At 65.6% G+C, this 24,453-nt stretch carries 22 protein-coding genes; 10 read left to right on the forward strand and 12 right to left on the reverse strand.

Annotation, left to right across the window (positions count from 1 at the left end; translation table 11 throughout):
• Window positions 1-38: 38 nt before the first annotated feature.
• From FG13_RS06090 to FG13_RS06120, 7 genes are all read left to right on the forward strand, one after another.
• On the forward strand, window positions 39-917 hold the full coding sequence (locus FG13_RS06090) for an STAS domain-containing protein (protein WP_035819350.1): 879 nt from the start codon (window positions 39-41) through the stop codon (window positions 915-917).
• 7 nt (window positions 918-924) lie between these two features.
• Window positions 925-1,287: an STAS domain-containing protein gene (locus FG13_RS06095; protein WP_035819352.1), complete on the forward strand. Its 363-nt coding sequence runs from the start codon at window positions 925-927 to the stop codon at window positions 1,285-1,287.
• A 10-nt stretch (window positions 1,288-1,297) separates the two neighbouring features.
• Window positions 1,298-1,732 carry an ATP-binding protein gene (locus tag FG13_RS06100; RefSeq protein WP_051958626.1) on the forward strand — a complete coding sequence of 145 codons (435 nt, stop codon included), beginning with the start codon at window positions 1,298-1,300 and terminating at the stop codon, window positions 1,730-1,732.
• Entirely contained in the window at window positions 1,729-2,814 is a 1,086-nt protein-coding gene (locus FG13_RS06105) for an ATP-binding SpoIIE family protein phosphatase (protein WP_235211675.1), read from the forward strand. The genes FG13_RS06100 and FG13_RS06105 overlap by 4 nt, the downstream gene beginning before the upstream one ends.
• Complete coding sequence (locus FG13_RS06110; RefSeq protein ID WP_081922462.1) at window positions 2,811-4,634, forward strand: ATP-binding protein; 1,824 nt, start codon at window positions 2,811-2,813, stop codon at window positions 4,632-4,634. Before FG13_RS06105 ends, FG13_RS06110 begins: the two co-directional genes overlap by 4 nt.
• Window positions 4,621-6,135 carry an ATP-binding response regulator gene (locus FG13_RS06115; protein WP_051959571.1) on the forward strand — a complete coding sequence of 505 codons (1,515 nt, stop codon included), beginning with the start codon at window positions 4,621-4,623 and terminating at the stop codon, window positions 6,133-6,135. The genes FG13_RS06110 and FG13_RS06115 overlap by 14 nt, the downstream gene beginning before the upstream one ends.
• Before the next feature lie 72 nt (window positions 6,136-6,207).
• Window positions 6,208-7,329: a metallophosphoesterase gene (locus tag FG13_RS06120; protein ID WP_035819358.1), complete on the forward strand. Its 1,122-nt coding sequence runs from the start codon at window positions 6,208-6,210 to the stop codon at window positions 7,327-7,329.
• A 3-nt stretch (window positions 7,330-7,332) separates the two neighbouring features.
• On the opposite strand, the gene FG13_RS06125 is transcribed toward FG13_RS06120, so the two are convergent.
• Both FG13_RS06125 and FG13_RS06130 read right to left on the reverse strand, forming a co-directional pair.
• Window positions 7,333-8,085, reverse strand: a complete 753-nt coding sequence (locus FG13_RS06125; RefSeq protein ID WP_051958630.1) for a DUF4303 domain-containing protein — start codon at window positions 8,083-8,085, stop codon at window positions 7,333-7,335.
• 15 nt (window positions 8,086-8,100) lie between these two features.
• A complete protein-coding gene (locus FG13_RS06130; protein ID WP_035819360.1) occupies window positions 8,101-9,024 on the reverse strand; it encodes a LysR family transcriptional regulator in 924 nt (307 codons plus the stop codon).
• 123 nt (window positions 9,025-9,147) lie between these two features.
• Here FG13_RS06130 and FG13_RS06135 point away from each other — a divergent pair, with 123 nt between their 5' ends.
• Complete coding sequence (locus FG13_RS06135; RefSeq protein ID WP_051958632.1) at window positions 9,148-9,915, forward strand: SDR family oxidoreductase; 768 nt, start codon at window positions 9,148-9,150, stop codon at window positions 9,913-9,915.
• Here FG13_RS06135 and FG13_RS06140 read toward each other — a convergent pair.
• The 9 genes from FG13_RS06140 to FG13_RS06180 form a co-directional block, all read right to left on the reverse strand.
• Window positions 9,843-10,832: an NAD(P)/FAD-dependent oxidoreductase gene (locus tag FG13_RS06140; RefSeq protein WP_081922464.1), complete on the reverse strand. Its 990-nt coding sequence runs from the start codon at window positions 10,830-10,832 to the stop codon at window positions 9,843-9,845. The two genes, FG13_RS06135 and FG13_RS06140, sit on opposite strands and share 73 nt — an antisense overlap.
• Window positions 10,819-11,271: an RrF2 family transcriptional regulator gene (locus FG13_RS06145; protein WP_035819362.1), complete on the reverse strand. Its 453-nt coding sequence runs from the start codon at window positions 11,269-11,271 to the stop codon at window positions 10,819-10,821. Before FG13_RS06145 ends, FG13_RS06140 begins: the two co-directional genes overlap by 14 nt.
• Window positions 11,272-11,386: 115 nt before the next feature.
• Window positions 11,387-12,787, reverse strand: a complete 1,401-nt coding sequence (locus tag FG13_RS06150; protein WP_051958634.1) for a c-type cytochrome — start codon at window positions 12,785-12,787, stop codon at window positions 11,387-11,389.
• On the reverse strand, window positions 12,784-14,394 hold the full coding sequence (locus FG13_RS06155; protein WP_035819363.1) for a GMC family oxidoreductase: 1,611 nt from the start codon (window positions 14,392-14,394) through the stop codon (window positions 12,784-12,786). The genes FG13_RS06150 and FG13_RS06155 overlap by 4 nt, the downstream gene beginning before the upstream one ends.
• Window positions 14,395-14,403: 9 nt before the next feature.
• On the reverse strand, window positions 14,404-14,919 hold the full coding sequence (locus tag FG13_RS06160; RefSeq protein ID WP_235211676.1) for a sorbitol dehydrogenase family protein: 516 nt from the start codon (window positions 14,917-14,919) through the stop codon (window positions 14,404-14,406).
• Window positions 14,920-14,947: 28 nt separating this feature from the next.
• Window positions 14,948-16,141 carry a porin gene (locus tag FG13_RS06165; RefSeq protein ID WP_035819365.1) on the reverse strand — a complete coding sequence of 398 codons (1,194 nt, stop codon included), beginning with the start codon at window positions 16,139-16,141 and terminating at the stop codon, window positions 14,948-14,950.
• A 315-nt stretch (window positions 16,142-16,456) separates the two neighbouring features.
• Window positions 16,457-16,912 carry a homoprotocatechuate degradation operon regulator HpaR gene (gene hpaR / locus FG13_RS06170; protein ID WP_235211677.1) on the reverse strand — a complete coding sequence of 152 codons (456 nt, stop codon included), beginning with the start codon at window positions 16,910-16,912 and terminating at the stop codon, window positions 16,457-16,459.
• A 101-nt stretch (window positions 16,913-17,013) separates the two neighbouring features.
• The gene (locus tag FG13_RS06175) at window positions 17,014-18,831 is read right to left on the reverse strand and encodes a DUF885 domain-containing protein (protein WP_035819368.1); all 1,818 of its coding nucleotides are present in this window, start codon (window positions 18,829-18,831) and stop codon (window positions 17,014-17,016) included.
• 66 nt (window positions 18,832-18,897) lie between these two features.
• Window positions 18,898-19,947: a LacI family DNA-binding transcriptional regulator gene (locus FG13_RS06180; protein ID WP_035819371.1), complete on the reverse strand. Its 1,050-nt coding sequence runs from the start codon at window positions 19,945-19,947 to the stop codon at window positions 18,898-18,900.
• Window positions 19,948-20,061: 114 nt separating this feature from the next.
• On the opposite strand from FG13_RS06180, the gene FG13_RS06185 reads away from it, so the two are divergent.
• Window positions 20,062-21,249, forward strand: coding sequence for a phytanoyl-CoA dioxygenase family protein (locus tag FG13_RS06185; protein ID WP_051958638.1), 1,188 nt, complete (start codon window positions 20,062-20,064; stop codon window positions 21,247-21,249).
• Window positions 21,250-21,279: 30 nt separating this feature from the next.
• Window positions 21,280-22,398, forward strand: a complete 1,119-nt coding sequence (locus FG13_RS06190; protein ID WP_035819373.1) for a Gfo/Idh/MocA family protein — start codon at window positions 21,280-21,282, stop codon at window positions 22,396-22,398.
• A gap of 13 nt (window positions 22,399-22,411) precedes the next feature.
• Here FG13_RS06190 and FG13_RS06195 read toward each other — a convergent pair whose 3' ends face one another.
• Entirely contained in the window at window positions 22,412-24,421 is a 2,010-nt protein-coding gene (locus FG13_RS06195) for a glycoside hydrolase family 3 protein (protein WP_152598696.1), read from the reverse strand.
• Between the last annotated feature and the right edge of the window lie 32 nt (window positions 24,422-24,453).

A 24,453-nucleotide genomic window follows, 5' to 3' on the forward strand; every position in this document is an offset into this window, starting at 1 on the left:
CGGCCGTGCCGCAACCCCCACTCCAGCCAAGGATCAGCATGAAAAACAAGACGGGCACGGGCCAGGCGCAGCAACTGGCCGGCATCATCAACGAGCACCACACGGAACTGCTGGACGGCTGGATGGCCGGCCTGATCGCCCGCCTGGTGCGGCGCGACAAGATCGCCGAAAACGAGCTGCGCCAGCAGGCATCGCAATTGCTGCCGCTGCTGGCGGGCGCGCTGGAAAGCGGCGATTCGTTCGACCTCGAAAGCGGCGCCTGGGACGATACGCGCCAGCTGCTTGCTGAAATATCGCAGTCGCGCGTGCGCCAGGGCTATTCGCCGATCGACACGGCCAGCTTCATGTTCGCCCTGAAGGAGCCGCTGTTCGGCTACCTGCGCAAGGCAATCACGGCGCAGCCGGAGCAACTGGGCGACGCCATCGTCAGCACCAGCAAGCTGTTCGACGAGCTGGGCCTGCTGACCATCGCCATCTACCAGAAGGCGCGCGAACAGGTGATATTGCGCCAGCAGCAGGAATTGCTGGAGCTGTCCACGCCCGTGGTGCAACTGTGGCAAAACGTGCTGGCCCTGCCCCTGATCGGCACGCTCGACAGCGCCCGCACGCAGGTGGTGATGGAAAGCCTGCTGCAAAAGATCGTCGACACGGGCGCCCTGATCGCCATCATCGATATCACGGGCGTGCCCACCGTCGACACCCTGGTGGCGCAGCACTTGCTGAAAACCATCGCCGCGGCGCGCCTGATGGGCGCCGACTGCATCATCAGCGGCATCCGCCCGCAGATCGCGCAAACCATCGTGCACCTGGGCGTCAACCTGGAAGACGTGATGACCAAGGCCACGCTGGCCGACGCCTTCGTCGTGGCCCTGAAACGCACGGGCTCCAGCATCACCTACCAGCAGCAACCACACTGAGGCGCCTATGGAAAGAATCCCCATTTTACGCATGGGCCGGCTGCTGCTGGTGACGATACAGGTGGACATGCATGACCGCCTGGCGATGACCTTGCAGGACGACCTGACCACCCGCATCGTGACGGACCGCGCCACGGGAGTGCTGATCGACATTTCCGCACTCGACATCGTCGACTCCTTCATCGGCCGCATGATCAGCAACACGGCGGCGATGGCGAAGATCCTCGACGCGCACACCGTCGTCGTCGGCATGCAGCCGGCCGTCGCCATCACCCTGGTGGAGCTGGGGCTGACCCTGGACGGCGTGAGCACGGCGCTCAACGTGGAACTGGGCATCAAGATGCTGGAACGGGGCGGCGCATGCGCATGACGGGGGCGCCATGCTAGGCGCGCAGGCACAGGCAGGGGTGCAACAGGCGCAGCAGATCCTGCCCCTGCACAGCGACGAAGACGTCGTGCGGCTGCGCAAGCAGGTACGCGACAGCATGGTCGCCATGGGATTTGGCCTGATCGAACAGACCAAGATCATCACGGCGGCCAGCGAACTGGCGCGCAATACCCTGCGCTACGGCGGCGGCGGCGAAGCGCGCATCGCGCGTGTCTGCGATGGCGCGCGGCAGGGACTGGAACTGCGCTTTGTCGATGCGGGACCGGGCATCGACGATATCCCCCTGGCGCTGACCGATGGCTACACCAGCGGCGGCGGACTGGGACTGGGGCTGGGCGGCGCCAAGCGCCTGGCCGATGCATTTCACATCGACACGGCGCCCGGCGCGGGCACCACCGTCACCATCGCGAAATGGAAGCTGTTTTGAACCACATCGAGCAAGCCCCTGACATAGCCAGGCAACGCAGTTTTCCCATCAGCGAGCCGAGCGAGATCGCCGCGGCCCGGCGCGCCGGCAACGAACTGGCGCGCCGCATCGGCTTCGACGACGTGCGCACGGGCCAGCTGGCCATCATCATCAGCGAAGCGGCGACCAACATCGTCAAGCATGCGCAACGCGGCGAGATCCTGCTGCGCAAGGTGCTGCGCGGCGGCACCAGCGGCATCGAGGTGCTGGCCATCGACAATGGCCCCGGCATGGGCAATGTACGCCAGCACATGGCCGATGGCCATTCCACCACGGGCACCTATGGCGTGGGCCTGGGCGCGATACGCCGCCTGGGCCAGGAATTCGACCTGTACACGGCGCCCGGCAAGGGCACGGTGCTGATGGTGGTGGTCTGGGGGCAGCATGCCAGCAGTGCCATTCCCGCCCATCCGAACTGGCAGGTCGGCGCCGTGTGCCTGCCGCTGGCCTCGGAACAGGTGTGCGGCGACGCCTGGAACGTGGTCTGCGAAGGCCATGAACTGAGCTTGCTGGTGGCCGACGGCCTGGGCCACGGCCCGCTGGCGGCGCGCGCCTCGGAACGCGCCAGCGCCTTGCTGGAAACTGACACGCCCGGCTTGCCGCCCCTGCCCGCCCCCTTCATCGAACTGGCCCACGGCGCCCTGCGCACGACGCGCGGCGCGGCCCTGGCCGTGGCGCACATCGACAGCGCGCGGCGCGAATTGCGCTTTGCCGGCGTGGGCAACATCGCCGCCTGCGCCTTCGATGCGCAGCAGCGCCGGCATCTGCTGTCGCATAACGGCATCGTCGGCAGCAACCTGCGCAAGGTGCAGGAATTCTGCTATCCGTGGCAGCTGGGCGCGACCTTGATCATGCACTCGGACGGCTTGCACACGCGCTGGGACCTGGAACAGTATCCGGGCCTGGCGCATTGCCACCCCAGCCTCGTCGCAGCCGTGCTGTACCGCGATTTTGCGCGCGGGCGCGACGACGTCACGGTGGTGGTGCTGCGTGAACACGAGGAGCACCTGCCGGCCGGTACGGAAAGGAGCGAAACAACATGACGCAACGCATATTGACGGCCCATATCGGCAGCGAACTCGATGTGGTGGGAGCGCGCCAGCGCGCGCGCCAAATCGCCGCCCTGTGCGGCTTCGGCGTGCAGGACCAGGTGCGCATCGCCACGGCCGTGTCGGAACTGGCGCGCAACGTCTACAACTACGCCGGCAGCGGCAAGGTGCATTTCGCCATCGATGGCCAGACGGCGCCGCAGGTGCTCAGCATCCGCATCGAAGACCAGGGCCCCGGCATCGCGCAGCTTGACAAGATACTGGCCGGCACCTACCGCTCGCCGACGGGCATGGGCCTGGGCATCCTGGGCGCCCAGCGCCTGATGGACCGCTGCCATATCCACAGCACGCCGGGCGACGGCACGCAAATCACGCTGCACAAGCTGTTCCCGCGCGACGCACCCCTGCTCGACGGGAGCATGATCGGCACGCTGTCCGGCAGCCTGCAGGCGCTGCCATCGGATATCACGCTGTCCGAAGTGCAGCAGCAGAACCGCGAACTATTGACCACCCTGGCCGAACTGAAGACACGCCAGGACGATTTGCTGCAACTGACGCGCGAACTGGAAGACACCAACCGCGGCGTGGTGGCGCTGTTCGCGGAACTCGACGAAAAAGCCGACCACCTGCGCCGCGCCGACCAGATGAAATCGCGCTTTCTGTCGAACATGAGCCATGAATTCCGCACGCCGCTCAGCTCCATCCGCGCCCTGTCCAAGCTGCTGCTCGACCGCATCGACGGCGAGCTGTCCGAGGAACAGGAAAAGCAGGTGCTGTTCATCCTGCAAAGCGCCGTCAGCCTGAGCGACCTGGTGAACGACCTGCTGGACCTGGCCAAGATCGAGGCGGGCAAGGTCGACGTGCACGCCAACAGTTTTCAGGTGGCCGACCTGTTCAGCGCCCTGCGCGGCATGCTGCGCCCGCTGCTGGTGTCCGAGTCGCTCACCTTGACCTTCATCGATCCCGACCCGGCGCTGCACATCCACACGGATGAAGGCAAGCTGTCGCAGATCCTGCGCAACTTCATCGCCAACGCCCTCAAGTTCACGGAAGCGGGCGCCATCATCGTCAGCGCCACGAGCTTGCCGGAGCAGGATGCCATCCGCTTTTCCGTCTCCGACACGGGCCTGGGCATCGCCGCCGAAGACGTGCAGCTGATCTTCGAGGAATTCAGCCAGGTGGAAAACCACATGCAGCGCAAGGTCAAGGGCACGGGCCTGGGCCTGCCCCTGTGCCGCAACCTGGCCACCCTGCTCAATGGCACGGTGAGCGTGGAAAGCACGCCTGGCGAGGGCTCGCTGTTTTCCGTCGTCCTGCCCACCAGCTACCATGCGCCCGAAGGCAGCCTGCCGCCCAGCGCGCCGGCCAACGACAATGGCAACGACCAGCGCATCGGCGTGCTGGTGGTGGAAGACAATCCGCCCGTGCGCCTGCTGTATGAAAAATTTTTGGCCGGCAGCGAATTTCGCGTCGTTCCCGCGCGCAGCGTGCGCGAGGCGCAGGAGCGCTGGGAACAGCAGCGTCCCGCCGCCGTCATCCTCGACATCATGCTGCACGGCGAAACGGCCTGGCACTGGCTGGCCGAGCTGAAAAACGATCCGCTGCGGCGCCAGGTGCCCGTCATCGTCGCCACCGAAATCGACGACGTGCGCAAGGGCCTGGCCCTGGGCGCCGACGCCTACTACGTCAAGCCGCTGTCGCGCCAGCAATTGCTGGCGACCCTGCGCGCGCTGATCGGCAATACACACCACCGGCAAGAGCCGGTTCCGCCGCAAGGCACAACCACCTGGGACAATGCGCATGCTACCGGATAACAACAGCGATGCTCTGATCCTGAACGTCGATGACAGCGATGGCGCACGCTACGCCAAGTCGCGCATCCTCAAACGCGCCGGCTTCAAGGTCATCGAAGCCTCGAACGGAGGCGACGCGCTGCTGCGCGCCCGCCAGGACCGCCCCAACCTGATCCTCCTCGACGTCAAGCTGCCCGACATCAACGGCCTGGAAGTGTGCCGCCAATTGAAGGGTGGCGACGAGACCAACACCATCCTGGTGCTGCAGACGTCCGCTTCCTGCATCGGCTCGGCCGACAAGATCCGCGCCCTCGATGGCGGCGCCGACAACTACCTGGTCGAGCCGATCGAGGCCGATGAACTGATCGCCAACGTCAAGGCGCTGCTGCGCCTGGGCCGCGTGGAGCGCGCGCTGCGCGACGTGGACCGCCGCAAGGATGAATTCCTGGCCACCCTGGCGCACGAATTGCGCAACCCGCTGGGCCCCATCCGCACGGCGCTGGCCCTGCTGTGCAAGCTCGACCCCGTCGTGCCGGCCGTGCAGGACAATGCGCGCCGCACCATCGGCCGCCACACGGACCACCTGGTGCGCCTGGTGGACGACCTGCTTGACGTGTCGCGCATCTCGCAGGGCAAGATCTCGCTGCAATGGGAAAGCGTGAGCCTGGCCAGCGTCATCCGCAGCGCGCTGGAGACGAGTTCGCACAGCGTCGAAGCGCGCGGCCATGCGCTGGACGTGAACCTGCCCAAGGAAGAACTGTGGGTCTGCGGCGACGCCGTGCGCCTGTCGCAGATCGTCGCCAACCTGCTGCTCAACGCGGCCAAGTTCACGGCGCCGGGCGGGCGCATCGCCATCACCGCCGCGCGCGAAGGCGACAATGTGCGCATCCGCCTCAGCGACAACGGCATCGGCATCGCCGCCGCCAATATCGACAGCATCTTCGGCCTGTTCGAGCAAAGCGGCCACTCGCCCGACCGGGTGCAGGACGGCCTGGGCATCGGCCTGTCGCTGGTGCGCAACCTGGTGACCTTGCACGGCGGCCAGGTCAGCGTGCACAGCCCCGGCGTGGGGCTGGGCAGCACCTTCGAAGTCATCCTGCCGCTCGACGCCAACCTGCCGCAGCCGGCCGCGCCGGTGCCGGAAGCGGCCACCGGCGGCAGCCAGCGCATCCTCGTCGTCGACGACAACTGCGATGCGGCCGACACCCTGGCCGAACTGCTGGAAATGTACGGCCACACGGTGCGCACGGCCTACACGGGCACGCAAGCGACCGAGCGCACCCTGGAATTCAAGCCCGACATCGTCTTTCTCGACATCGGCCTGCCCGACATGAGCGGCTACGACGTGGCAATCAAACTGCGCCAGTTGCCGATACCGCAGCAATTCCTGCTCGTCGCGCTGACCGGCTATGGCCAGGAACACGACCGGCAGGCGGCCCTGGCGTCGGGTTTCAATGAGCACTTTGCCAAGCCCGTCGATTTCGGCAAGCTGGCCATGCTGGGATTGCATATCGCGCCATGAGCGGGGGTGGCGGCTGCGCGTTGCCAGGGCGTCCGCTATAATCGGCGGCCGCCTCACCTCTGGAACCATGACATGAAAACCCGCACGCCGCTGCTGCGCATCACCATGATACTGGGCGCCCTGCACGCCCTGCTCGGCTGGCTGCTGCTGCCGGCCCTGCCCGTCGGCCTGGCCGGCTGGCTGCTGGGCGGCGCCGTCTTGCTGGCCTCGACCATGCTCATGCCGATGACCATCTTCGCCCGCGCCGTCACCAACGATGCGCGCCTGGCCGACCGCCTGAGCTGGGCCGGCTCGCTATGCATGGGCTTTTTTTCCTCGCTGTTCGTGCTCACCGTGCTGCGCGAACTCACCCTGCTGATTCCCGCCGCCCGCACGCACGCGCAGGCGTCCGCCGTGGCCGTCCTCGTTCTGGCGCTGCTGGCCACCGCCGTCGGTTTCATCAACGCCCGCAGGGTGGCGCGCGTGCGCGAAGTGACGGTGCCCATCGCCGGCCTGCCGGCCGCCTTACAGGGTTTGACCATCGTGCAACTGAGCGACATCCACGTGGGCGCCACCATCAAGCGCGCCTACGTGGAAGCCATCGTCGCGCGCGCCAACGGCCTGCGGGCCGACATCATCGCCATCACGGGCGACGTGGTCGACGGCACGGTGGCGCAACTGGGCAGCCATACGGCGCCGCTGGGCGAGCTGCGCGCGCGCCATGGCGTCTTCCTCGTGACGGGCAACCACGAATACTATTCAGGTGCAGCACCGTGGGTGGCGGAGTTCCGCCGCCTGGGCTTGCGCGTACTGATGAACGAACATGCGGTCCTTGAACACGACGGCGCGCGCCTGGCGCTGGCCGGCGTCACCGATTTCAATGCGGGCAGTTTCGACCCTGCCCAGAAAAGCGACCCGCAAGCGGCCATCGCCGGCGCACCGGCCGATCTCCCCCGCATCCTGCTGGCGCACCAGCCGCGCAGCGCGCCCGAGGCCGAAGCGGCCGGCTACGATCTGCAATTGTCGGGCCATACGCACGGCGGCCAGTTCTGGCCCTGGAACCTGTTCGTGCCGCTGCAGCAGCCCTACGTGGCGGGCCTGCACCGGCGCGGCCGCTTGTGGATTTATGTGAGCCGCGGCACCGGTTACTGGGGCCCGCCGAAACGCATCGGCGCGCCGGCGGAAATCACGAAACTCAGGCTGGTGGCAGCGTAAACTTCACTCCTCCCAGCTGGCCATCCACGCCGCGAAACGCGCCAGCACGGCCGGCGGATTCAAGCGTGCCATGGCGCCTTCCACGGCTTCGCTGTCGCTGACCTCGAACAGCAGCACGAAATCGTCGCGCTGCGCTCCCACGCCAAAACAGCCTTCGGCGTCAAGCTGCGCCAGCGCCGCGATGCAGGCCTCGAACACGCCGCTGCGAAAAGTGCTGAAATCGATGCCGAACGGCAAGTCGCGGTGCGCCTGCAGCAGCAAGCGGTAGGCGCTGTCGAAATACGCGCCCCCGTCCTCAAACGCCCATTCGGCCGGATTCCACAACATCTCTTCGCCGTATTCCGAGGCGGCCAGCGCTTCGCGGCTGTTGGCCGCCGGGCCGATGGTCATGGCGCTGTCGTCGCTCACCAGCGCGAAAGCGTCGATATGCTGGCCGGGATGGGCGTGGCGCACGGCATCGACAGCCAGGCGCGCGGCGTCCGCCACCAGGGTTTGCAGCAACGCGAAATCGAAGATGGCAGGGTCGACGAGCATGGCGCGCGCCAGCGTATAGCCTTCGTCGAGGGCGGCCTGGCAATGCGCCACATACGCGGCCTGCGCTTCGGCTACGCTGGCATACTGCGTGCGCGTCTCCGCGCCCCAGGTCATGGCCGCACCGCTGGCCGTCCAGACGGTGGCGCCGAAGACGCGCACTTCCCGGAAGCGGGTGGGTACATCGCCATCAAAAGTGTAAAACAGGCTGTAGTTGTCAGGCATAAGATTTTTCATTGTTTAATCGGGCCGTATCTGCGCGGCGAAATCACGCTGGCGGAACTGCTCCAGCAGGAAATCGACGAACACGCGCGTCTTCGCGGACAGCAGTTTCTTGCTCGGATAGTACACGGACAGGGGGCCGGAATCGGCATGCCAGCCGGGCAGCAAGCGGATTAACGCTCCGCTGCGCAAATGGGCCAGCGCGTGCGGCATGGGAAGCAGCGCCACGCCGACGCCCAAGATGGCTGCCTGCGCCATCGCTTCCGGATCGTCGAAGATGGCGCGCGGCCGGCATTCGGCCACGCCTTCGCCGCCGGAACCGTCGCGCAGTATCCAGCTGCGCAATCTGCCGCTGCCGGCCGAGCGGCGCGCCACGCCGTCGAATTGCGCCAGGTCCGAAGGATGCGCAGGCATGGTTTTCCCCTGCATGAAGGCGGGCGACGCCGTGGCGACGATATGGGCGTGACCCAGTTCGCGCGCCACCACGCCGGGCGTCAGCTCGATGCCGCCACCGATGGCGACATCGAAGCCTTCGCCGATCAAGTCCACTTGCCGGTTGTCGAAATGGCAGTCGGGGATAACGCCGGGATAGCGCACGATGAAATCGCCCAGCAAGGGCACCACGTAGCTGCGCCCGAACGACGGCGCCATGCTGATTTTCAGGATGCCGGCCGGCTGGCCGCCCTCTTCGGCCACGCCGGCGATCGCTTCGCGCAAGGTGGACAGGGCGCCGCCGATCTGCTGCAGGAAGCGCTCGCCCCCTTCCGTCAGGGTCAGGCGGCGGGTGCTGCGCTGGAACAGCCGCAACCCCAGGCTCGCTTCCAGGCGCGCCACGTTCTTGCTGACGGCCGCCGGCGTCAGTCCCAGGCGGCGCGCGGCCGCCGAAAAGCTGCCCAGTTCGGCAGACAGCACGAATGATTGCAAGTGATTGAGGGCTTCCATGCACCTATTCTACCCGCTCATTTTATAGCAATGGTTGAAAGTGATTGTAGGGATTGATGGCTAGCGCGGCAGGAATGAAAGGCAGATACTGAATTCCTCAACTTCTTACTCAGAAAGCACATCATGCAAACCCCAGCTACCACCAGCACCACCTTGCCACTGCAAGACAAGATCGCGTTTGTGACGGGCGGCTCGCGCGGCATCGGCGCCGCCATCGTGCGCCGCCTTGCCAGCCAGGGCGCCAACGTCGTCTTCACCTATCAAAGCTCCGCCGCCGAAGCGCAGGCGCTGGCCGCCAAAGTGGAGGCCAGCGGCGGCAAGGCCCTCGGCGTGCAGGCCGATGCGGCCGACGCCAGCGCCCTGACGGCGGCCATCGCCAAGGTGGCGGCGCAGTTCGGCCGTGTCGACATCCTCGTCAACAATGCGGGCGTGTTCCTGCCCGGCGCCATCGACGATTTTTCGCTGGAAGACTTCGACAAGACCTTGAACGTCAACGTGCGCGCCGTGTTCGTCGCCATCAAGGCGGCCGTGGCGCACATGCCGACGGGCGGGCGCATCATCAATATCGGCAGCACGAATGCGCACCGCATGCCGTTCGGCGGCGCGGCCGCCTACGCCATGAGCAAATCGGCGCTGAGCGGCCTGACGCAAGGCCTGTCGCGCGACCTGGGCCCGCGGGGCATCACCATCAACAACGTGGAACCGGGTCCCGTCGCCACGGACATGAACCCACCGACGGGCGACTTCGCCGACCTGATGCACGGCCTGATGGCCCTGCCCCGCCATGGCACGGCCGATGAAATCGCCGGCATGGTCGCTTACCTGGCCAGCGCGGAAGCGGCCTTCGTCACGGGCGCGGGACTGAAGATCGATGGCGGTTTTGCCGCCTGATCGAGTCCGAACATCAACGAGCGGTGCGCCGCCACGCCCGCCATGGCGCCATCGGCCACCGCAAACGCCACGCTGCCCGCCATGCGGCCCGCATCGCCGCAACAAAACACGCCAGGCACGCTGCTGGCCTTTTGCTCGTCGGTGCGCACGAACGGTCCCATGGGCCCCTCTTCCAGCGCGCAGCCCAATTCGCCGGCCAGGGAACTGGCCAGGCGGGTGCGGGTCGCCACGAACAGGCCGGCCATCGCGTGGCGGCTGCCGTCGGCCATGACCACGTCAGCCACGCCGTCGATCCGTGCTACGGGCGTGCGCACCAGCTTGACGCCGCGCGCATCGAGTTGCGCCAGCTGCGCCGCATCGGGCTCGAACGCGCCATTCAGGAAAAAAGTCACCGTGCCCCAGTCGGGCAGCATCAGGGCGTGGTGCATGGACAGGGGGCCGGTGGCCAGCACGCCGATGGCGCCCTGCTCCAGTTCATAGCCATGGCAGTACGGGCAGTGAAAGACGCTGCCGCCCCAGCGCTCGGCCAGTCCAGCAACCGGCGGCAGTTCGTCGATCACGCCGGTGGCCAGCACCAGGCGGCGGCCGTGCACTCGACGACCGTCCGCCAGGGTGACGTCGAAGCCGTCGCCATCGCCGTTGGCCGCCGCTTGCACGGCCATGCCATCCAGCCAGGTGACGCTGGCATACGCCATCAACTGCGCCTTGCCCTCGGCCGCGATGGCGGCCGTGCCGCTGCCGTCCTGGGTCAGGAAACCGTGGGAATGGCTGGCGTAGCGGTTGCGGCGCTGGCCACCGTCGATCATCAGGACGCGGCGGCGGGCGCGCGCCAGTTGCGTGGCGGCGGACAGGCCCGCGTAGCTGCCGCCGACGATGATGACATCGAACGGGATGCCAGGCGATTCAGGAATGTGCATGTGGTGCTCCTTTGTGGGTGGCGTATTGTTGGCTGAAACGGTCGGCCAGGTCGGCCAGGGTGACGGCGCCAAAGCGCTGGATCAGCAGCGCCTCGGCTTCATCGAAGGCGCCGGCCAGCGACTGGTTGACCACTTGCTCGACCAGGCAGCCCGGCTGCTCGACGCGGTTGCCCATGGCGAAGATGGTGGGCGAACCCACGGCCACGTAGATGTCTTGCAGGGTCACCTTGTGCAGGTCGCAGACGATGCGCCAGCCGCCGCCATGGCCCTTGATGGATGCCACGTAGCCGCGCTCGCGCAAACCGGCCATCACGCGCCGCACCAGCACGGGGTTGGTGTCCAGGTAGCCGGAGAGTTCCTCGGACGTCATCGGGCGTCCCGCATGGGCCATGTGCAGCAGCACATGGAGGATCGATGATAGTTTGCTGTCGCGTCTCATGTAACTAATGATAGTACATAATTTTCTCAGATGCAAACAGATTGCAAATCCCGCGTAAAAAAAAGGGGGCAGACCCTGTCGGATCTGACCCCAGCCCTTGCTTCAGGGTGTATTTTTACACTGCTGATGTTTCCTTGCGCCGCCGTCCGCGCCACCACAGCAGCAAGCCCAGCAGCACCAGCACGCCGACGATGATGCCCGCGCGGGCCAGGCCGATCAGGTTGGACGGCGCGCCACCATTGCGCAAGTTCGTCACCTGCTCCGCCGTCACCTTGATGGCGGGGTTGCCGTACATCTGCTGCACGTAATTGCCGAGGGTGACGATCTGCTCGTCCGACAGGGTCTGGCGGAAGGCGGGCATCAGGTGTCCACTGCCACCATCCTGACGCTCCACGCCATCGAGTATCGCCATCACCAGGTTATTGCTGTTGCTGCGGCCCGTCACCGAATTGTGGAACAGCGATGGCAAGGAGCCATCGGCACTGCCTTCGCCCTTGGCATGGTGGCAGCTGGCGCACTGCGCATCGTACAGCTGCGCGCCCGACATCCTGTTCAGGTCTTGCGGCAGCGGCACGCCGCGGATCACGCCCAGCTCATTGCCGGGCTGGCCCCATTGCGTCACCGGTTTCACATCCGCCTTGTCGTGGATGGCGGGTACACTCTTGATATAGTGCGCGATGGCGTTCAAGTCCGCGTCGCTCAGGTGCTTCAGGCTATGGTCGATGGCTTCGGCCATCGGTCCCGCCGCCTGCGCCTTGCTGGCTGTGCGGCCCGTGCGCAGGTAGCCGGCCAGTTCCTGCTGGCTCCAGCCGCCCACGCCGCTGTTGACGTCCGACGTGATGTTAGGCGCGTACCAGGTGCCCAGGTCCGCGCCGCCCAGGTCCTGCGACAGCTGCTCGGCCATCAGCGCATTGCGCGGCGTGTGGCAGGTGCTGCAGTGAGCCAGGCCCTGCGCCAGATAGGCGCCGCGGTTCCACTCCATGCTTTTCGACGTATCGGCCACGAACGGTTTTTTATCGAGGAAGAGCAGATTCCAGCCCGCCATCGACAAACGGATATTGAACGGGAACGGCAAGTCCGTCTTTTGCGACGGCGCCGTGTCCACCGCCTCCACGCCATGCATGAAGTAGGCGTACAGGGCGGCCGTGTCGTCGTCCGTCACCTTGGCGTAGGCCGTGTAGGGCATGGCCGGATACAGGTGCGCGCCGTCGGCACGCACGCCATGGCGCACGGCGGCGGAAAACTGCGCCAAGGTGTAGTTGCCGATGCCATGCGTTTTTGACGGCGTGATGTTGGTGGCGACGATGGCCCCCAGCGGCGTGGCCAGGGACAGGCCGCCCGCCATCGGTTTGCCGCCAGGCACGCTATGGCAGGCGATGCAGTCGCCCGCCGTGGCCAGGTAGCGGCCACGTTCGATCGATTGCACGTCAGCGCCGGGCGCTTGCGCCGCCAGCACCGGCAAGGCCGCGAGGGACAGCAAGGCGGCGCCGGCCGCCGTTCTGAAGGTCGCCATCATGCCGTGCCTCCCTGTTGTTCGTCGAGGATGTGCTTGACGGTGCGCAGCGCCACGGCCAGGCCGTTTTCCGTCGAATTGCAGGTGCCGGACGTGGGCAGCACGCCGGTGCTGCACAGGAACAGGTTGGCGTGGTCGAACGTGCGGCCCCACTGGTCGCACACGGCCTTGGCCGGGTCGGAACCCATCGACAAGGTGCCGCAGATGTGCTGGTTGTTGGCAAATACGCCTTCTTTGCTGTGGCGCAGATTGGTGCCGCCCATCAGCTTGGCGATGCGTTCGAAATCCTGCTTCGCCCGCTCGTGGCCGCGCTTTGTGTATTCATCGATCGCGTAATGCGCCTGGGGCTTGGGAATGCCCATGCTGTCCTTTTCTTCGCTCAGCGTAATGCGGTTTTCAGGATTTGGCAGCACTTCGAGCACCGTCTTCAAGCTCATTTCGCGCGCCGAGCGGAAACGCAGCTGCTGTTCGAATTCTTCGCCGAACACGCCCTTGCTGATCAGATCCTTGGTGGCGCCGTCGACTCTCGAGATGTTCGTGAAATCGAGGCGATACGGCGAATGCTGGCTGCGGAAGTCGCCATCGCGCATAGTGTTGATCGAGTTGGGGCTTTGCGGACCACGGCCCAGCCACAGGTCTTCATCGGCGTCGAAGGTGAGCGAAGTGCTCGGGTGGTCCATCAGATTGCGGCCCACCATGTCGCTGCTGTTGGCCAGGCCGTTCGGATACTTTTCCGAGGCGGACAGCAACAGCAGGCGCGGGCTTTCGATGCCGTTGGCGGCCAAAACAAACGTCTTGGCCGTCACGCGGTGGCTTTTCTTGTCGACGTCGTAGTACAGCGCGGCCGTGATGCGGCCCTGCGCGTCGTGTTCCAGCTTGTAGACGTTGGCATTGCACAGGATTTGGACGCCGGCCTCCTCGGCCTGCAGCGCGGCGATGCCGCCGTGGTATTGCGCGTCGATGGGGCAGATCGGCTGGCAGCTGTTGTTGCCGCAGCAGGCCGGACGGCCATCGTAGCTGACGCTGTTGCGCGCCACCGTATTGCCGACCACCTTGTAGACGGGGTCGAGGCGCTCGCGGATGCGGCGCATGGCAAACGGTTCCGTCACGGGTTCCATCGGGAAGGCCTGCTTGCGCGGCGAACCCGTATTGTCGGCGCCCGAGACGCCCATGATGTCTTCCGCTTCCTGGTAGAACGGCTCCAGGTCTGCATAGCTGATCGGCCAGTCGACGCCCACGCCATACAGGGTATGGATGCGGAAGTCGTTCGGCACGTTGCGCCACGCTTGCGCGGCCCAGTGCCACGAGGTGCCGCCAAACTGGCGGATGTATTCGGCCGGGTACGGATACGGACCGGCCTGCACCAGGTAGCCGCTGTCCTTGGGCTGGTAAATCGGGTGCGGCGCGGTCGGCACCGACGGGTACGGCGACATCAAGTCGCTGCGGCGCGTGGAATTGCGGAAGCGGCCGACGATTTCGCCGCGCGTCACGCGCGGTCCCGCTTCCAGTATCTGCACCTTGGCGCCGGCCAGCGCGAGCTTGCGCGCGACCAGGGAGCCGATGATGCCGGAGCCGATCACGATGTAATCGGCAGTGTATTGTTCAGCCATCATGGCTCCTTAAATTGGTTTTCTGGCCCAGCTGCCGTAGGCGCCGTAGGAATACGAAGGGGGGACCAGCACATCGGCGACGACGGCTGCGTTCAGCGCTTCTTCATAAGCGACGCAAACCGCCGCCTCGCCCGTGCCGACGATGCCCAGGTACCAGGCGCTGGCGATCTGGCGCGGCAAGGCGGCCACCGGCGACTGCGCCGCATCGAGCGCGGCTTGCATGCCAGCGCTCTTCAGTCCTTGTGCGTTGATCAGCGCCAGCAGGGTGCGCACGTGCGCGGGAAAGGCGGCGTCCTGCGCCACCAGCGCCTTGTACAGGCGCTGGGCCAGGTCCGGATCGAGTGCCTGGCGGCCCACCAGCACGGCGGATACGGCCAGGAAAGCGCCCTCTTCCGCATTGGCGACCGGCTCGGCCAGCGCCCAGGGAATCAGCGCCGCGGCAGACACCGACAGCAAGCCGGCCAGCACCATGCGGCGGCCGGGATTCAGGGGGCCGCGGCCCTCCTTATTGTGTGTAGCGTCCAATTGAAGCTCCCGTGAGTTCAGCAACCGTTCAGAAAGAATGCTTGAGACCGACCATGACCACCGTCTGGCCGCCGTTCGACGACGGCGTGCCGTTTTGCGAATCGCCGACCGAGGCGACGGCGTTGACGATGGCGCCGTCCTGGCCCAGGGTCTGGCCGCGTGCCAGCTGGCGCGCTTCGATCAGGTAAATCGCCGTGCGCTTCGACAGTGCGTAGTTCTGCTCGAACGACAGCTGGCGGTAGCGCGCGCGGTCGGCGATGCCGTTGGCGTGGCTGGCGAAGGTGTCGCTATAGCCTGCGGACAGGAACCACTGCGGCGTCAGCTGATAGCTCGAGATCAGGCCGGCCGTGTTGAAAATGGCCGTGTCGCGGAAGGCCGAGCGGGTACCGGCCTGGTATTGCACGTTGCTGGCGTTGGCGCCCACCATCCACTTGCCCATGGTGTAGCGCGCGCTGGCGGCGATGAACTGCACGCTCTCCGCCGAGGCATAGCCCTGGTTGATGGCCGAGATGCCGAAGCTACCCGACGCCTTGCCGTTCCAGCCGCCTTGGCTGCAGCAGGCCATGACATTGGTATTGTTCTCGCCATTCTTCAATTTCAGGTAGCCGAGTGCGAATTCGGCTGGCGCGGTGCTGTATTTGACGGCGGCGCTGAAGCTGCTGCCCACGGCATTGCCATCAGACGCTTCGCCAAAACCGTACTGCGCGCTGGCCTGCAGACCGCGCCATGCCGGCATGCTGTAGGTGACGGAATTGCTGATGCGCACGGTCGTATCGAGGCCGTCGATATCGCCCGGGTGGGCACCGGTGGCACCCGTCAGGACGTTGCTCGACGCCAAAGAACCCACCAGCAGGTAGTACGGCGTGTACTGGCGCCCGGCCGTCACGCTGCCGTAGGCTGACGATTGCAAACCCACGTAAGCCTGGCGGTTGAACAGGGAACTGGCCGAACTTTGCGCGCCGGTGTCGCTTTCAAAACCGTTTTCCAGCAGGAACAGCGCCTTCAGGTCGCCGCCCAGGTCTTCCACGCCCTGGAAACCGATCTTGCTGGCAGACAAGTTACCGCTGCGCATGTAGGTAGTCGACTTGCCGCCCTGGTTGCTGGCGTAGGCGGTGGCCGCATCGACGACGCCGTAAATGGTGACATTGCTTTGGGCGCAAACGTTTGCGCCGATGAGCGTGGAAACGGCCAGCGCCGCAGCGCGCATGCATGGTGTGTTCATTTTTTTCCTGACTTTCCTGTTTTATCTGGCGAAATACGGGCGTGGCGCCGCGTTGCCGCCCCATCCATTGATACGGGCGTCCGCTGTTCTTCTTGATTTGGATCAAGTGAGGCAAATTATACGCTTATTTACTCACATGTAAGTAATTGACTGTAGGGCGTAGTCTTATAGCAAAACCAGCAAGCGCGCGGCCGCGTGCCCCGCAATGTGCGGAAATGACGGCGGCAGGCATGCGGAAAGCAGCGGCGGCGCGTGTCGAAAAACACGCGCCCGGTGGAGGGTCAGGCAGGCGGAAAAACAGGGGGAATGGAAAGGTCAGCGCAGGATGGCGGGCGCCACCGGCAGGGTTTCAAGGGCAATAAAGGCTTCCAGGGCGCGGCGCATGTCTTCGAACACCTGCTTGCCGTAGGCCGCTTCCAGGTGGGCATACTGCAGGTCGATGAGCTTACCCATTTGCATCAGCAAACTGGCGCCCGCTTCGGACAGGTGCACCTTGCGGCGGCGCTGGTCGCCTTCGAACTTGCTGCGCCCGATCAAGCCGATTTCTTCCATGCGCGCCAGGATGCCGCTCATGCTGGGGCTGGAAATCTGGCAGATCTCGCACAGCTCGCGCGGTTCCAGGGTCGGGCTTTCATTGAGCGCGCGCATGATGCGCCACTGCTGCTCCGTCACGCCAAAGTGATTGAGGATGGGGCGGAAATGCTGGAGCAGGCTATCGCGGGCCTTCAGCAGCAGTTGCGGCATGTTCGGATAACGGATCGGTGACTGCAAGCGGAACTCCTTGGATGGCCGGCAAATGAGGGGCATTATACGACCCGCCCGAAGACAATAGCGGCAAAATTCCCCTTCCCTGCCGCTCCCATGCCATGGCGTCAGCTTTTGGCTTTTCTCTGCTCCGGGATGAAGTGTTCGCGCACGGCCTTGGCCAGCAAGTCCGGCGGCAACAATCCCTGCCCCAGCAGGAAGTTGTTGAAGGCCAGGCGGTCGAATTTCTCGCCCAGCGCCAGCTCCGTTTCCGCGCGCAGCTGCAGGATGCGCGTGTAGCCATAAAAATAGCTGCCCGCCTGGCCCGGCATGTTGAAGGTGTAGCGGTCCAGCTCCTGGCGCGCCATCGGTTTCGACAGCATCACTTCATCCGTCAGGATACGGCCCGCCTCTTCGCGCGTGATCTGCCCCAGGTTCAGCATCGGGTCGAGCATGGCGCGCGCCGCGCGCAGCATGCGAAATTGCAGCGCGATGAACTGGCCTTCAGCCGGCTCGTAGGGAATCATCTCCGCTTCCGCGTACAGGGCCCAGCCTTCCACGTTGACGCTGTTGAACGCGTACAGGCTGCGCGCCTGCGACACGCCGCGCTCCACCATGGCGCTGAACTGCAGCTCGTGGCCAGGGCGGCCCTCGTGCGCGCTCAGGGTCCAGGCGGCGCCCGCGAAATTGAAATCGTCATACGCTTCGCCCTTGCCGCTGGCGGCCGGATTGCTGACGGGGAGGACGAACTGGCCGTGTTCTCCCGTATTGCCGATCAGCGGAGGCGGACGCATATGCGGCGCCGGGTGGGCCGCCGATTCTGCGGCGGACGCCAGGCGCATGGTCATGGCGCGCGCAGGAATATCGACCACGCGCTGCTGGGCGATGCGCTGTTCCAGCTGCGTATTGACGCCCTTGTAGTGCGCTTCGAGCCGCTCGTTGGGAATCGAATCGCTTTTCAGCGCGCGCAGCACCTGGCGGTAGTCACTGCCGTCCACGCCCTTCAGCGACAGTTTCGACGCCACGACGGGCGCCAGCGCCTGCATGGCGGCGCGCGTTTCCAGGTAGGCCACTTGCGCCCGTTCGACCAGCGCGCGCGGCTCGATGTCGATGCCGACCTGCTTCAGGCGGAATGCATACAGCTCGGGCGCCATGCGGAAATCTGTGCGCGACAGGGGCAGCACCACTTGCTTTTCCCACGCCGCATACTCGTTCAGCTGCTGCTCCATGGCCGCCAGCGCAGCTTCGGCGCCAGTGATTTTCATGTCGGCGAACAGCTTGCGGATGCCGGCGATATACGTCGGCACGTTTTCCAGCGACTGCTCCACCTGCAGGCGCACGGGTCCCGCCAGGCCAGGCTGGCCGATTTTTTCCGTGAAACGCGCCTTGGCCTGCGCCGTGATCGGCGTGCTGCCCGGGAATTGCCCCACATAGCGCCGCAGGCGTTCGAGCGCCTTGGCGCGGCGCGCGGCCGGGCGCTGTTCCTGCAACAGGCTTTGCATGCTGCCAAAAACCATTTGCGGCACATCGACCCACGGCAAGGTGTAGCTGGCTTCCAGCTGGGTGCCCGTGATTTCCTGGTCGACAGCGCCGATCAGAATTTCCAGGTCCTGGCGTATGCGTTCGTCGCGTTCCAGTTCCAGCTTTTGCTGCAATTGCGCGCGCGCCTTTTGCATGGCCGCCACATGGCGCTCGGTGATGTTCGGCCCCATGTCGGCCGCCAGGCCGTCGTACTGGGACAGCCCCGTGTCGGAGGCGTCTTCGGGCGAGAACTGCGCCTGCGCCGCCAGCACGATGGCCGCGTTGCGGTTGCTGGCCTCGACCCAGGGCGATGAAGCGGCGGCAGCTGCGGGAATGGCAGGAGCGGCGGCCAGGGCGGGCATGGCAAATACGATGGAAAGTGCGGCTGCCAGCACGGTCTTGCACAATTGCGCAGTGACGGACATCGGGGGATTCCTTCCTGAGGTGAGCGATGAGCCAAGCGGCGAGTATCGGCCAGCCTCGCATGCCTGTCAATTCAGGCCGTTCAGGGCCGGCAGGTTCCACGGCGTGACGATCTGGATGACGGACAATGGCGGTGCCTGCGCCACGGCCGGCAGCGCGCCCTGCGCCCGCAGGATTTCCTGGCAGGCGCGGCGCATGTCCTGGCCCAGGTCATGGTGCAGCACGGCATGGATGGCGCCCGACTTGAGCAGTGCCACGTTGTCCGCGTCCAGGTCGTGGCCGATGAAGACCTGGCAAGGCCGGTCCGCCTGCGCGAATGCCTGCACGATGGCGGCATTGCCGCCGCCTATCGAATACACGGCGGCGATGTCCGCATGCCCGGCCAGGGCTTGCCGCACCAGCGCGCCCGTGGCGCCGTCGATGCCGTGGCCTTCGCTCACTTCGACGATGGATAAATGGCGGTGCCGTTCGCGCAGCGCGCGGCGAAAGCCGATCTCGCGCTCTTCCTCGCCGTGAAAGCGGTTGCTGCTCAGGGTGACCAGCACTTGCTGTTTCCTTGGCCGCTTGCCCGCCCCCAGCCACTGGCCGATCAGGCAGGCGGCAGTCTCGCCCGCCGCGCGGTTATCCATGCCCACATAGCTGCGGCGCGCGGAAGCGGGCAAATCCGTCACCAGGGTCACCACGGGGATACCGGCCGCCGCCAGCCGGTTGACCGCCTCGGCCACGGGCGGCAAGTCCGGCGCTTTCAGCAGCACGCCGTGGCTGCCGTTCTTGCGGATGCGTTCGAGCAGTTCAACGATGCCATCCACTTCCAGGGTTTCATGCAAATGAAAGCGCGAGCGCAGCACGGCCGGGTGCAAGGACGGCAACTCCGATTCGAGTGCGGCGCGCACGGCGTCCGTAAAACGGCGCGGCGCCACCATCAGCACGTCGAGCATGAATTTTCTGCCGGACAGCCCCACCTGCGTGCTTTGCCGCGCCAGCTCGTCGAGCGCCTGCATCACGCGGCGCACCGTATTGGCATGCACGCCGCCGCGCTGCTTGATCACGCGGTCGACGGTGGCCACGCTGACGCCGGCCTGCAGCGCCACAACCTTGACGGGAAACGGATGCGTCATGCCATGTCCATGGTAATTGATCGTTTATTGATGGTTTTTTGATGGATTTCCTGATGAAAAATGCGGATTTTGATCCCTATACTGATTCTACAACTTAAACAACGGAGACACCGCATGATCACCCAAGACGCCGCGCCACCCGCGCCCTTCTGGCTGTCGCAGCAAGACTGCCGGCTCGATGATTTCATCCGCACCGTCAGCCAAGGTACGGCGCTGGCCGACTATCCCCACGCCGCCTATGTCGATGCAAATATTCTCGTCTACGACTGCGACCAGGTACGCGCGCTGGCCGCCAGTGCTGCGTCGCTGCGCGGGCTGCAGGCAGAATGGGGCAAGGCGCTGATGGATGGTCCGGGCGTCATCGTGCTCCAGCGCGCCGTCGACGACATGATTACCCTGGAACAGGTGAGCGGCGTGTTTCGCGCGCTGATCGACGAGCAGCATGCCGGCGGCCAGGCGGGCGGCGACCATTTCGCCAAACCGGGCGCGAATGACCGCATCTGGAACGCCCAGCAAAAACTGTGTCTGCGCGCGCCCGAGGCGTTCGCCCGCTATTACAGCAATCCCGTCTTCGCGTGGATCGCCGAGGCCTGGCTCGGTCCCGCCTACCAGATGACGGCGCAAGTGAACGTCGTCAACCCGGGCGGTGCGGCCCAGGCGCCGCACCGCGACTATCACCTGGGCTTCCAGAGCGCCGCCAGCTGCGCAGCCTACCCCGCGCCCGTGCACCAGATGTCGGCCCTCCTGACCTTGCAGGGCGCCGTCGCCCATTGCGACATGCCGCTGGTATCCGGCCCCACCCTGTACCTGCCCTATTCGCAGCGCTACCGGCCCGGCTTTCTCGCCTGGCAGCAGCGGCCTTTCCGCGATTATTTTGCGCAGCATTGCGTGCAGCTGCCGCTGTCACAAGGCGACGCCGTCTTTTTCAACCCCGCCCTGTTTCATGCGGCGGGCCATAACCGCTCGCCCGACATCCGCCGCATGGCGAATTTACTGCAAGTGTCGTCGCCATTCGGGCGCGCCATGGAAGCGCTGGACCGCCGCGCCATGAGCGCAGCGCTGTATCCGGCACTGCAGGCGCTGCGCGACCAGGGGGCACTGTCCGCCGACGGCATTGTTCATGCGATTGCCGCCTGCGCCGAGGGCTATGCCTTCCCCAGCAACCTTGACCGCGACCAGCCCATAGCCGGCATGGCGCCGCCCACGCAGCAGCAGCTCATGCTGCAGGCGCTGGAGCAGCAATGGCCTGCCGCGCGCCTGGCCGATGCGCTGGACAGCCACGCCTGGCGCCAGCAAGCCTGATTCCATCCCGCACACTCCCGGAGACTCCACATGCAAGACATCAACATCGGCCTGATCGGCGCTGGCTACATGGGCAAGGCCCACACCATCGCCTATAAAGCCGTGCGCAGCATTTTTCCCACGACCTTGAACCCCTTATGCGAATGCATCTGCACCAGCAGCGCGGAAGGCGCCGCCCGCAGCGCGCAGGAACTGGGCTGGAACCGCTCCACGGGCGACTGGCGCGCACTGGTGACCGATCCCGCCATCGACGCCATCATCGTCGCCACGCCGCCGGCCACGCACAAGGACATCGTGCTGGCGGCGCTGGCCCTGGGCAAACCCGTATTTTGCGAAAAGCCGCTGGGCATGACAGCCGCCGAATCCCTGCTGCTGGCGCAGGCGGCGGAAGCTGCGGGCGTGGCCAACATGGTGGGCTATAACTACATCCGCACGCCGGCCAGCCAGCTGGCGCGCCACATCATCGAATCAGGCGAAATCGGCGAGATCATCCACGTCGCCGCCGAACACGTGGAAGACTACCTGCACGACCCGCACGCTCCCGCCTCGTGGCGCACGCGGGAAGCGACGGCAACGCGCGCCGGCGCGCTGGCCGACGTGGGCTCGCACCTGCTCAACCTGGCCCTGCGCCTGGGCGGCCCCGTCGACTCGCTGGTGGCCGACATGAATACCGTGCACGCGCAGCGGCAAGGTCCGGCTGGCATGGAAGCGGTGGAGAATGACGACCAGGGGAATGTGATGCTGCGCTTTGCCAGCGGCGCGCTGGGCGCCCTGACCTTCAGCCGCGTGGCGGCCGGGCGCAAGATGGGTTACACCTATCGCATCACGGGGACGAAAGGTGCGCTCGCCTTCGACCAGGAAGAGCAGAATGCACTATGGCTGTACGATGCCGGCCGCCCCGCGCAGCGTCAGGGTTTCCAGCGCCTGCTGATGGGACCCGCCCACCCCGACTACCTGGCGTTCAGCCAGGGCGCCGGGCACGGCACGGGCTACAACGAGCAGATCGTCATCGAAGCGCGCGATTTTCTGCAGGCCATCGCCGGCGGCCAGCCGGTCTGGCCCACCTTCCGCGACGGCTACGAGGTGGACCGGCTGATAGCCGCGGCGCTGCGCTCCGTCAAAGAGCGCAGCTGGATTTCCCTGCGTTGACGACAGAGGTGGTTTAGTACGCCAGGCCGTCACCGAACTTGTACAGCGGATGGGCCGTGTCATACGGCACGTCCGATTTCTGCACTTGCACTTCGGCCATCGACGATGGCAGCTCGAACGGCAGCTTGCCTTGCGGCTTGGCCTTGCCCGTCAGGACATCGAACAGCGCGCCGTCGCTGACGCCGAAGTTGGCGAGGATGGCGCTGGCCTTGTCCTGCACGTTGCCGAGGATGGCCGGGCGGTCCAGGTACACCGTCACTACCGTCTTCGGCGCGTATTTGGCCGCGTTCTTGATCGCCTCGTAGTCGGCGTCGCCGTCGACATAGTTCAGGCGTCCTTCATGCTGCATGCTGCCGAAGATGTAGTTCGGGTGCAGGATTTCATACGGCGCGGCCACGCGCAGCAGGGCCACGTCCGCTTCCTGCGGCGTGGCGACCACGGTGTAGCCATACTGCTTGGCCACGGCCGCATCGATGCCGTACAGGTAGACTTTCTTGACGGTGGCCGCCAGCGGCAAGACCTTGTCCTTGTTTTCCAGCAGGACGAGCGAGCGGCGCTGGGCTTCCAGGCCTGCCTCGATGAAGTCCGCCTTGCCCACCGTGGTGGCCGCCTTGGCCGCATCGACAAACGGATGCTCGAACAGGCCCTGCTTGAATTTCTGGATCAGGATGCGCCGCGCCGACGCATTGATGCGCGCTTCCGTCAACTGGCCGCGCTGCACGGCTTGCGTCAGGTATGGCGCTTCCGTCACGCCGCCAAACTGGTCCATCCCCGCCGTCACGGCTTTCACATAACGCTCGGCCTTGGTGGCGTCTTCCATGCCCCACGGCGTACCAAAGCCCATGAAGGAAGGCGCGACGCCTGGCGCCGTGCCGTTGCGGCAGTTGGCGTCGCAGTCGGAGGTGATGCCCCAGTCGGACAGGATCACGCCTTCGAAGCCGTATTTTCCGCGCAGCAGATCCGTCAGCATGGTCTTGCTGAAGCCGGCCGCCACCTGTTCCAGGGTGATGCCGTCGATCGTGATATTGCCGTCCGGCAGAGCGTAGGTCGGCATGACGGATGCCGCCTTGGCCGTGAAGGCGCCTTCGAACGGTTTCACGTGGTAAGCGAAGTTGTTGCCCGGGTAGGTCATGTAGCGGCCATAGTAATTGTGGCCATCGTAGCCCTCTTTCGTGGCGCCGTAGCCGACCCAGTGCTTGACGACGGCCACCACGCTGCCGTCATGCAGACCCGTGTTCCCATCCTGAAAACCCTCGATATAGTGCTGCACCATGCGCTTGGCCAGGTCCGCGTCTTCGCCAAAGGTGCCGTTGATGCGCGACCAGCGCGGCTCGGTGGCCAGGTCGGCCTGCGGCGACAGCGCCTGCGTGATGCCGACGGCCAGGTATTCCTGGCGCGCGATGTCGCCGAAGCGGCGTACCAGCGCATCGTCGCCGATGGCGGCCAGGCCCAGGGTTTCCGGCCATTGCGAGAATCCCTTGGTGCCGGCGCTGGCGCCCACCGTGTACTGGAAATGGTGGCGCGGGTCCGTGCTGATGGACACGGGAATGCCATGGCGCGACGTTTCGCTCAGGGCTTGCACCTTGTTGTACTGCGCCGCCATATTGGCCGAGTCGCCCGCCATGCGCGTGATGAAGGTGTTGACATACTGCTTGACGATCAGGTCTTGCAGCGCCGTCAAGTCGTAGGCGCCGCCCTGGCCGATGCCGGTGGGGTCGGCCACGGTGGGCGCCGTGCCATGCATCATCAGGCCGGCCTTTTCATCAAGGCTCATGCGCGACAGCAGGTCGTCCGCACGCGCCTCGGCCGACAGGCGCCAGTCTTCGTACGGGTCGATTTTGCCGTTGCGGTTCATATCCTTGAAGGCATAGCCGTCGGCCTGGACCAGATTGAAGGTGGTGGCGCCGAATACGGGCTGCTTGTATTCCTCGCTGACGGTGTCGTTGCCGCAGGCGGCCAGGGCAAGCGTGGCGACGCAGCCGGCGACCACGCGGGCCATCGGTTTCAAAGTGCAATTCATCATTATCTCCAAGACTGTTTTTGTAGGTATCCGGG

Source organism: Janthinobacterium sp. RA13, assembly GCF_000745325.1.
Lineage (GTDB): Bacteria > Pseudomonadota > Gammaproteobacteria > Burkholderiales > Burkholderiaceae_D > Janthinobacterium > Janthinobacterium rivuli.

Excerpts from the sequence above, each read along its gene's own strand:
- FG13_RS06090 (WP_035819350.1), top strand. The coding sequence starts at position 39 with ATGAAAAACAAGACGGGCACGGGCCAGGCGCAGCAACTGGCCGGCATC.
- FG13_RS06095 (WP_035819352.1), top strand. The coding sequence starts at position 925 with ATGGAAAGAATCCCCATTTTACGCATGGGCCGGCTGCTGCTGGTGACG.
- FG13_RS06100 (WP_051958626.1), top strand. The coding sequence starts at position 1,298 with ATGCTAGGCGCGCAGGCACAGGCAGGGGTGCAACAGGCGCAGCAGATC.
- FG13_RS06110 (WP_081922462.1), top strand. The coding sequence starts at position 2,811 with ATGACGCAACGCATATTGACGGCCCATATCGGCAGCGAACTCGATGTG.
- FG13_RS06115 (WP_051959571.1), top strand. The coding sequence starts at position 4,621 with ATGCTACCGGATAACAACAGCGATGCTCTGATCCTGAACGTCGATGAC.
- FG13_RS06120 (WP_035819358.1), top strand. The coding sequence starts at position 6,208 with ATGAAAACCCGCACGCCGCTGCTGCGCATCACCATGATACTGGGCGCC.
- FG13_RS06125 (WP_051958630.1), bottom strand. The coding sequence starts at position 8,085 with ATGCCTGACAACTACAGCCTGTTTTACACTTTTGATGGCGATGTACCC.
- FG13_RS06130 (WP_035819360.1), bottom strand. The coding sequence starts at position 9,024 with ATGGAAGCCCTCAATCACTTGCAATCATTCGTGCTGTCTGCCGAACTG.
- FG13_RS06135 (WP_051958632.1), top strand. The coding sequence starts at position 9,148 with ATGCAAACCCCAGCTACCACCAGCACCACCTTGCCACTGCAAGACAAG.
- FG13_RS06140 (WP_081922464.1), bottom strand. The coding sequence starts at position 10,832 with ATGCACATTCCTGAATCGCCTGGCATCCCGTTCGATGTCATCATCGTC.
- FG13_RS06145 (WP_035819362.1), bottom strand. The coding sequence starts at position 11,271 with ATGAGACGCGACAGCAAACTATCATCGATCCTCCATGTGCTGCTGCAC.
- FG13_RS06150 (WP_051958634.1), bottom strand. The coding sequence starts at position 12,787 with ATGATGGCGACCTTCAGAACGGCGGCCGGCGCCGCCTTGCTGTCCCTC.
- FG13_RS06155 (WP_035819363.1), bottom strand. The coding sequence starts at position 14,394 with ATGGCTGAACAATACACTGCCGATTACATCGTGATCGGCTCCGGCATC.
- FG13_RS06165 (WP_035819365.1), bottom strand. The coding sequence starts at position 16,141 with ATGAACACACCATGCATGCGCGCTGCGGCGCTGGCCGTTTCCACGCTC.
- FG13_RS06175 (WP_035819368.1), bottom strand. The coding sequence starts at position 18,831 with ATGTCCGTCACTGCGCAATTGTGCAAGACCGTGCTGGCAGCCGCACTT.
- FG13_RS06180 (WP_035819371.1), bottom strand. The coding sequence starts at position 19,947 with ATGACGCATCCGTTTCCCGTCAAGGTTGTGGCGCTGCAGGCCGGCGTC.
- FG13_RS06185 (WP_051958638.1), top strand. The coding sequence starts at position 20,062 with ATGATCACCCAAGACGCCGCGCCACCCGCGCCCTTCTGGCTGTCGCAG.
- FG13_RS06190 (WP_035819373.1), top strand. The coding sequence starts at position 21,280 with ATGCAAGACATCAACATCGGCCTGATCGGCGCTGGCTACATGGGCAAG.
- FG13_RS06195 (WP_152598696.1), bottom strand. The coding sequence starts at position 24,421 with ATGATGAATTGCACTTTGAAACCGATGGCCCGCGTGGTCGCCGGCTGC.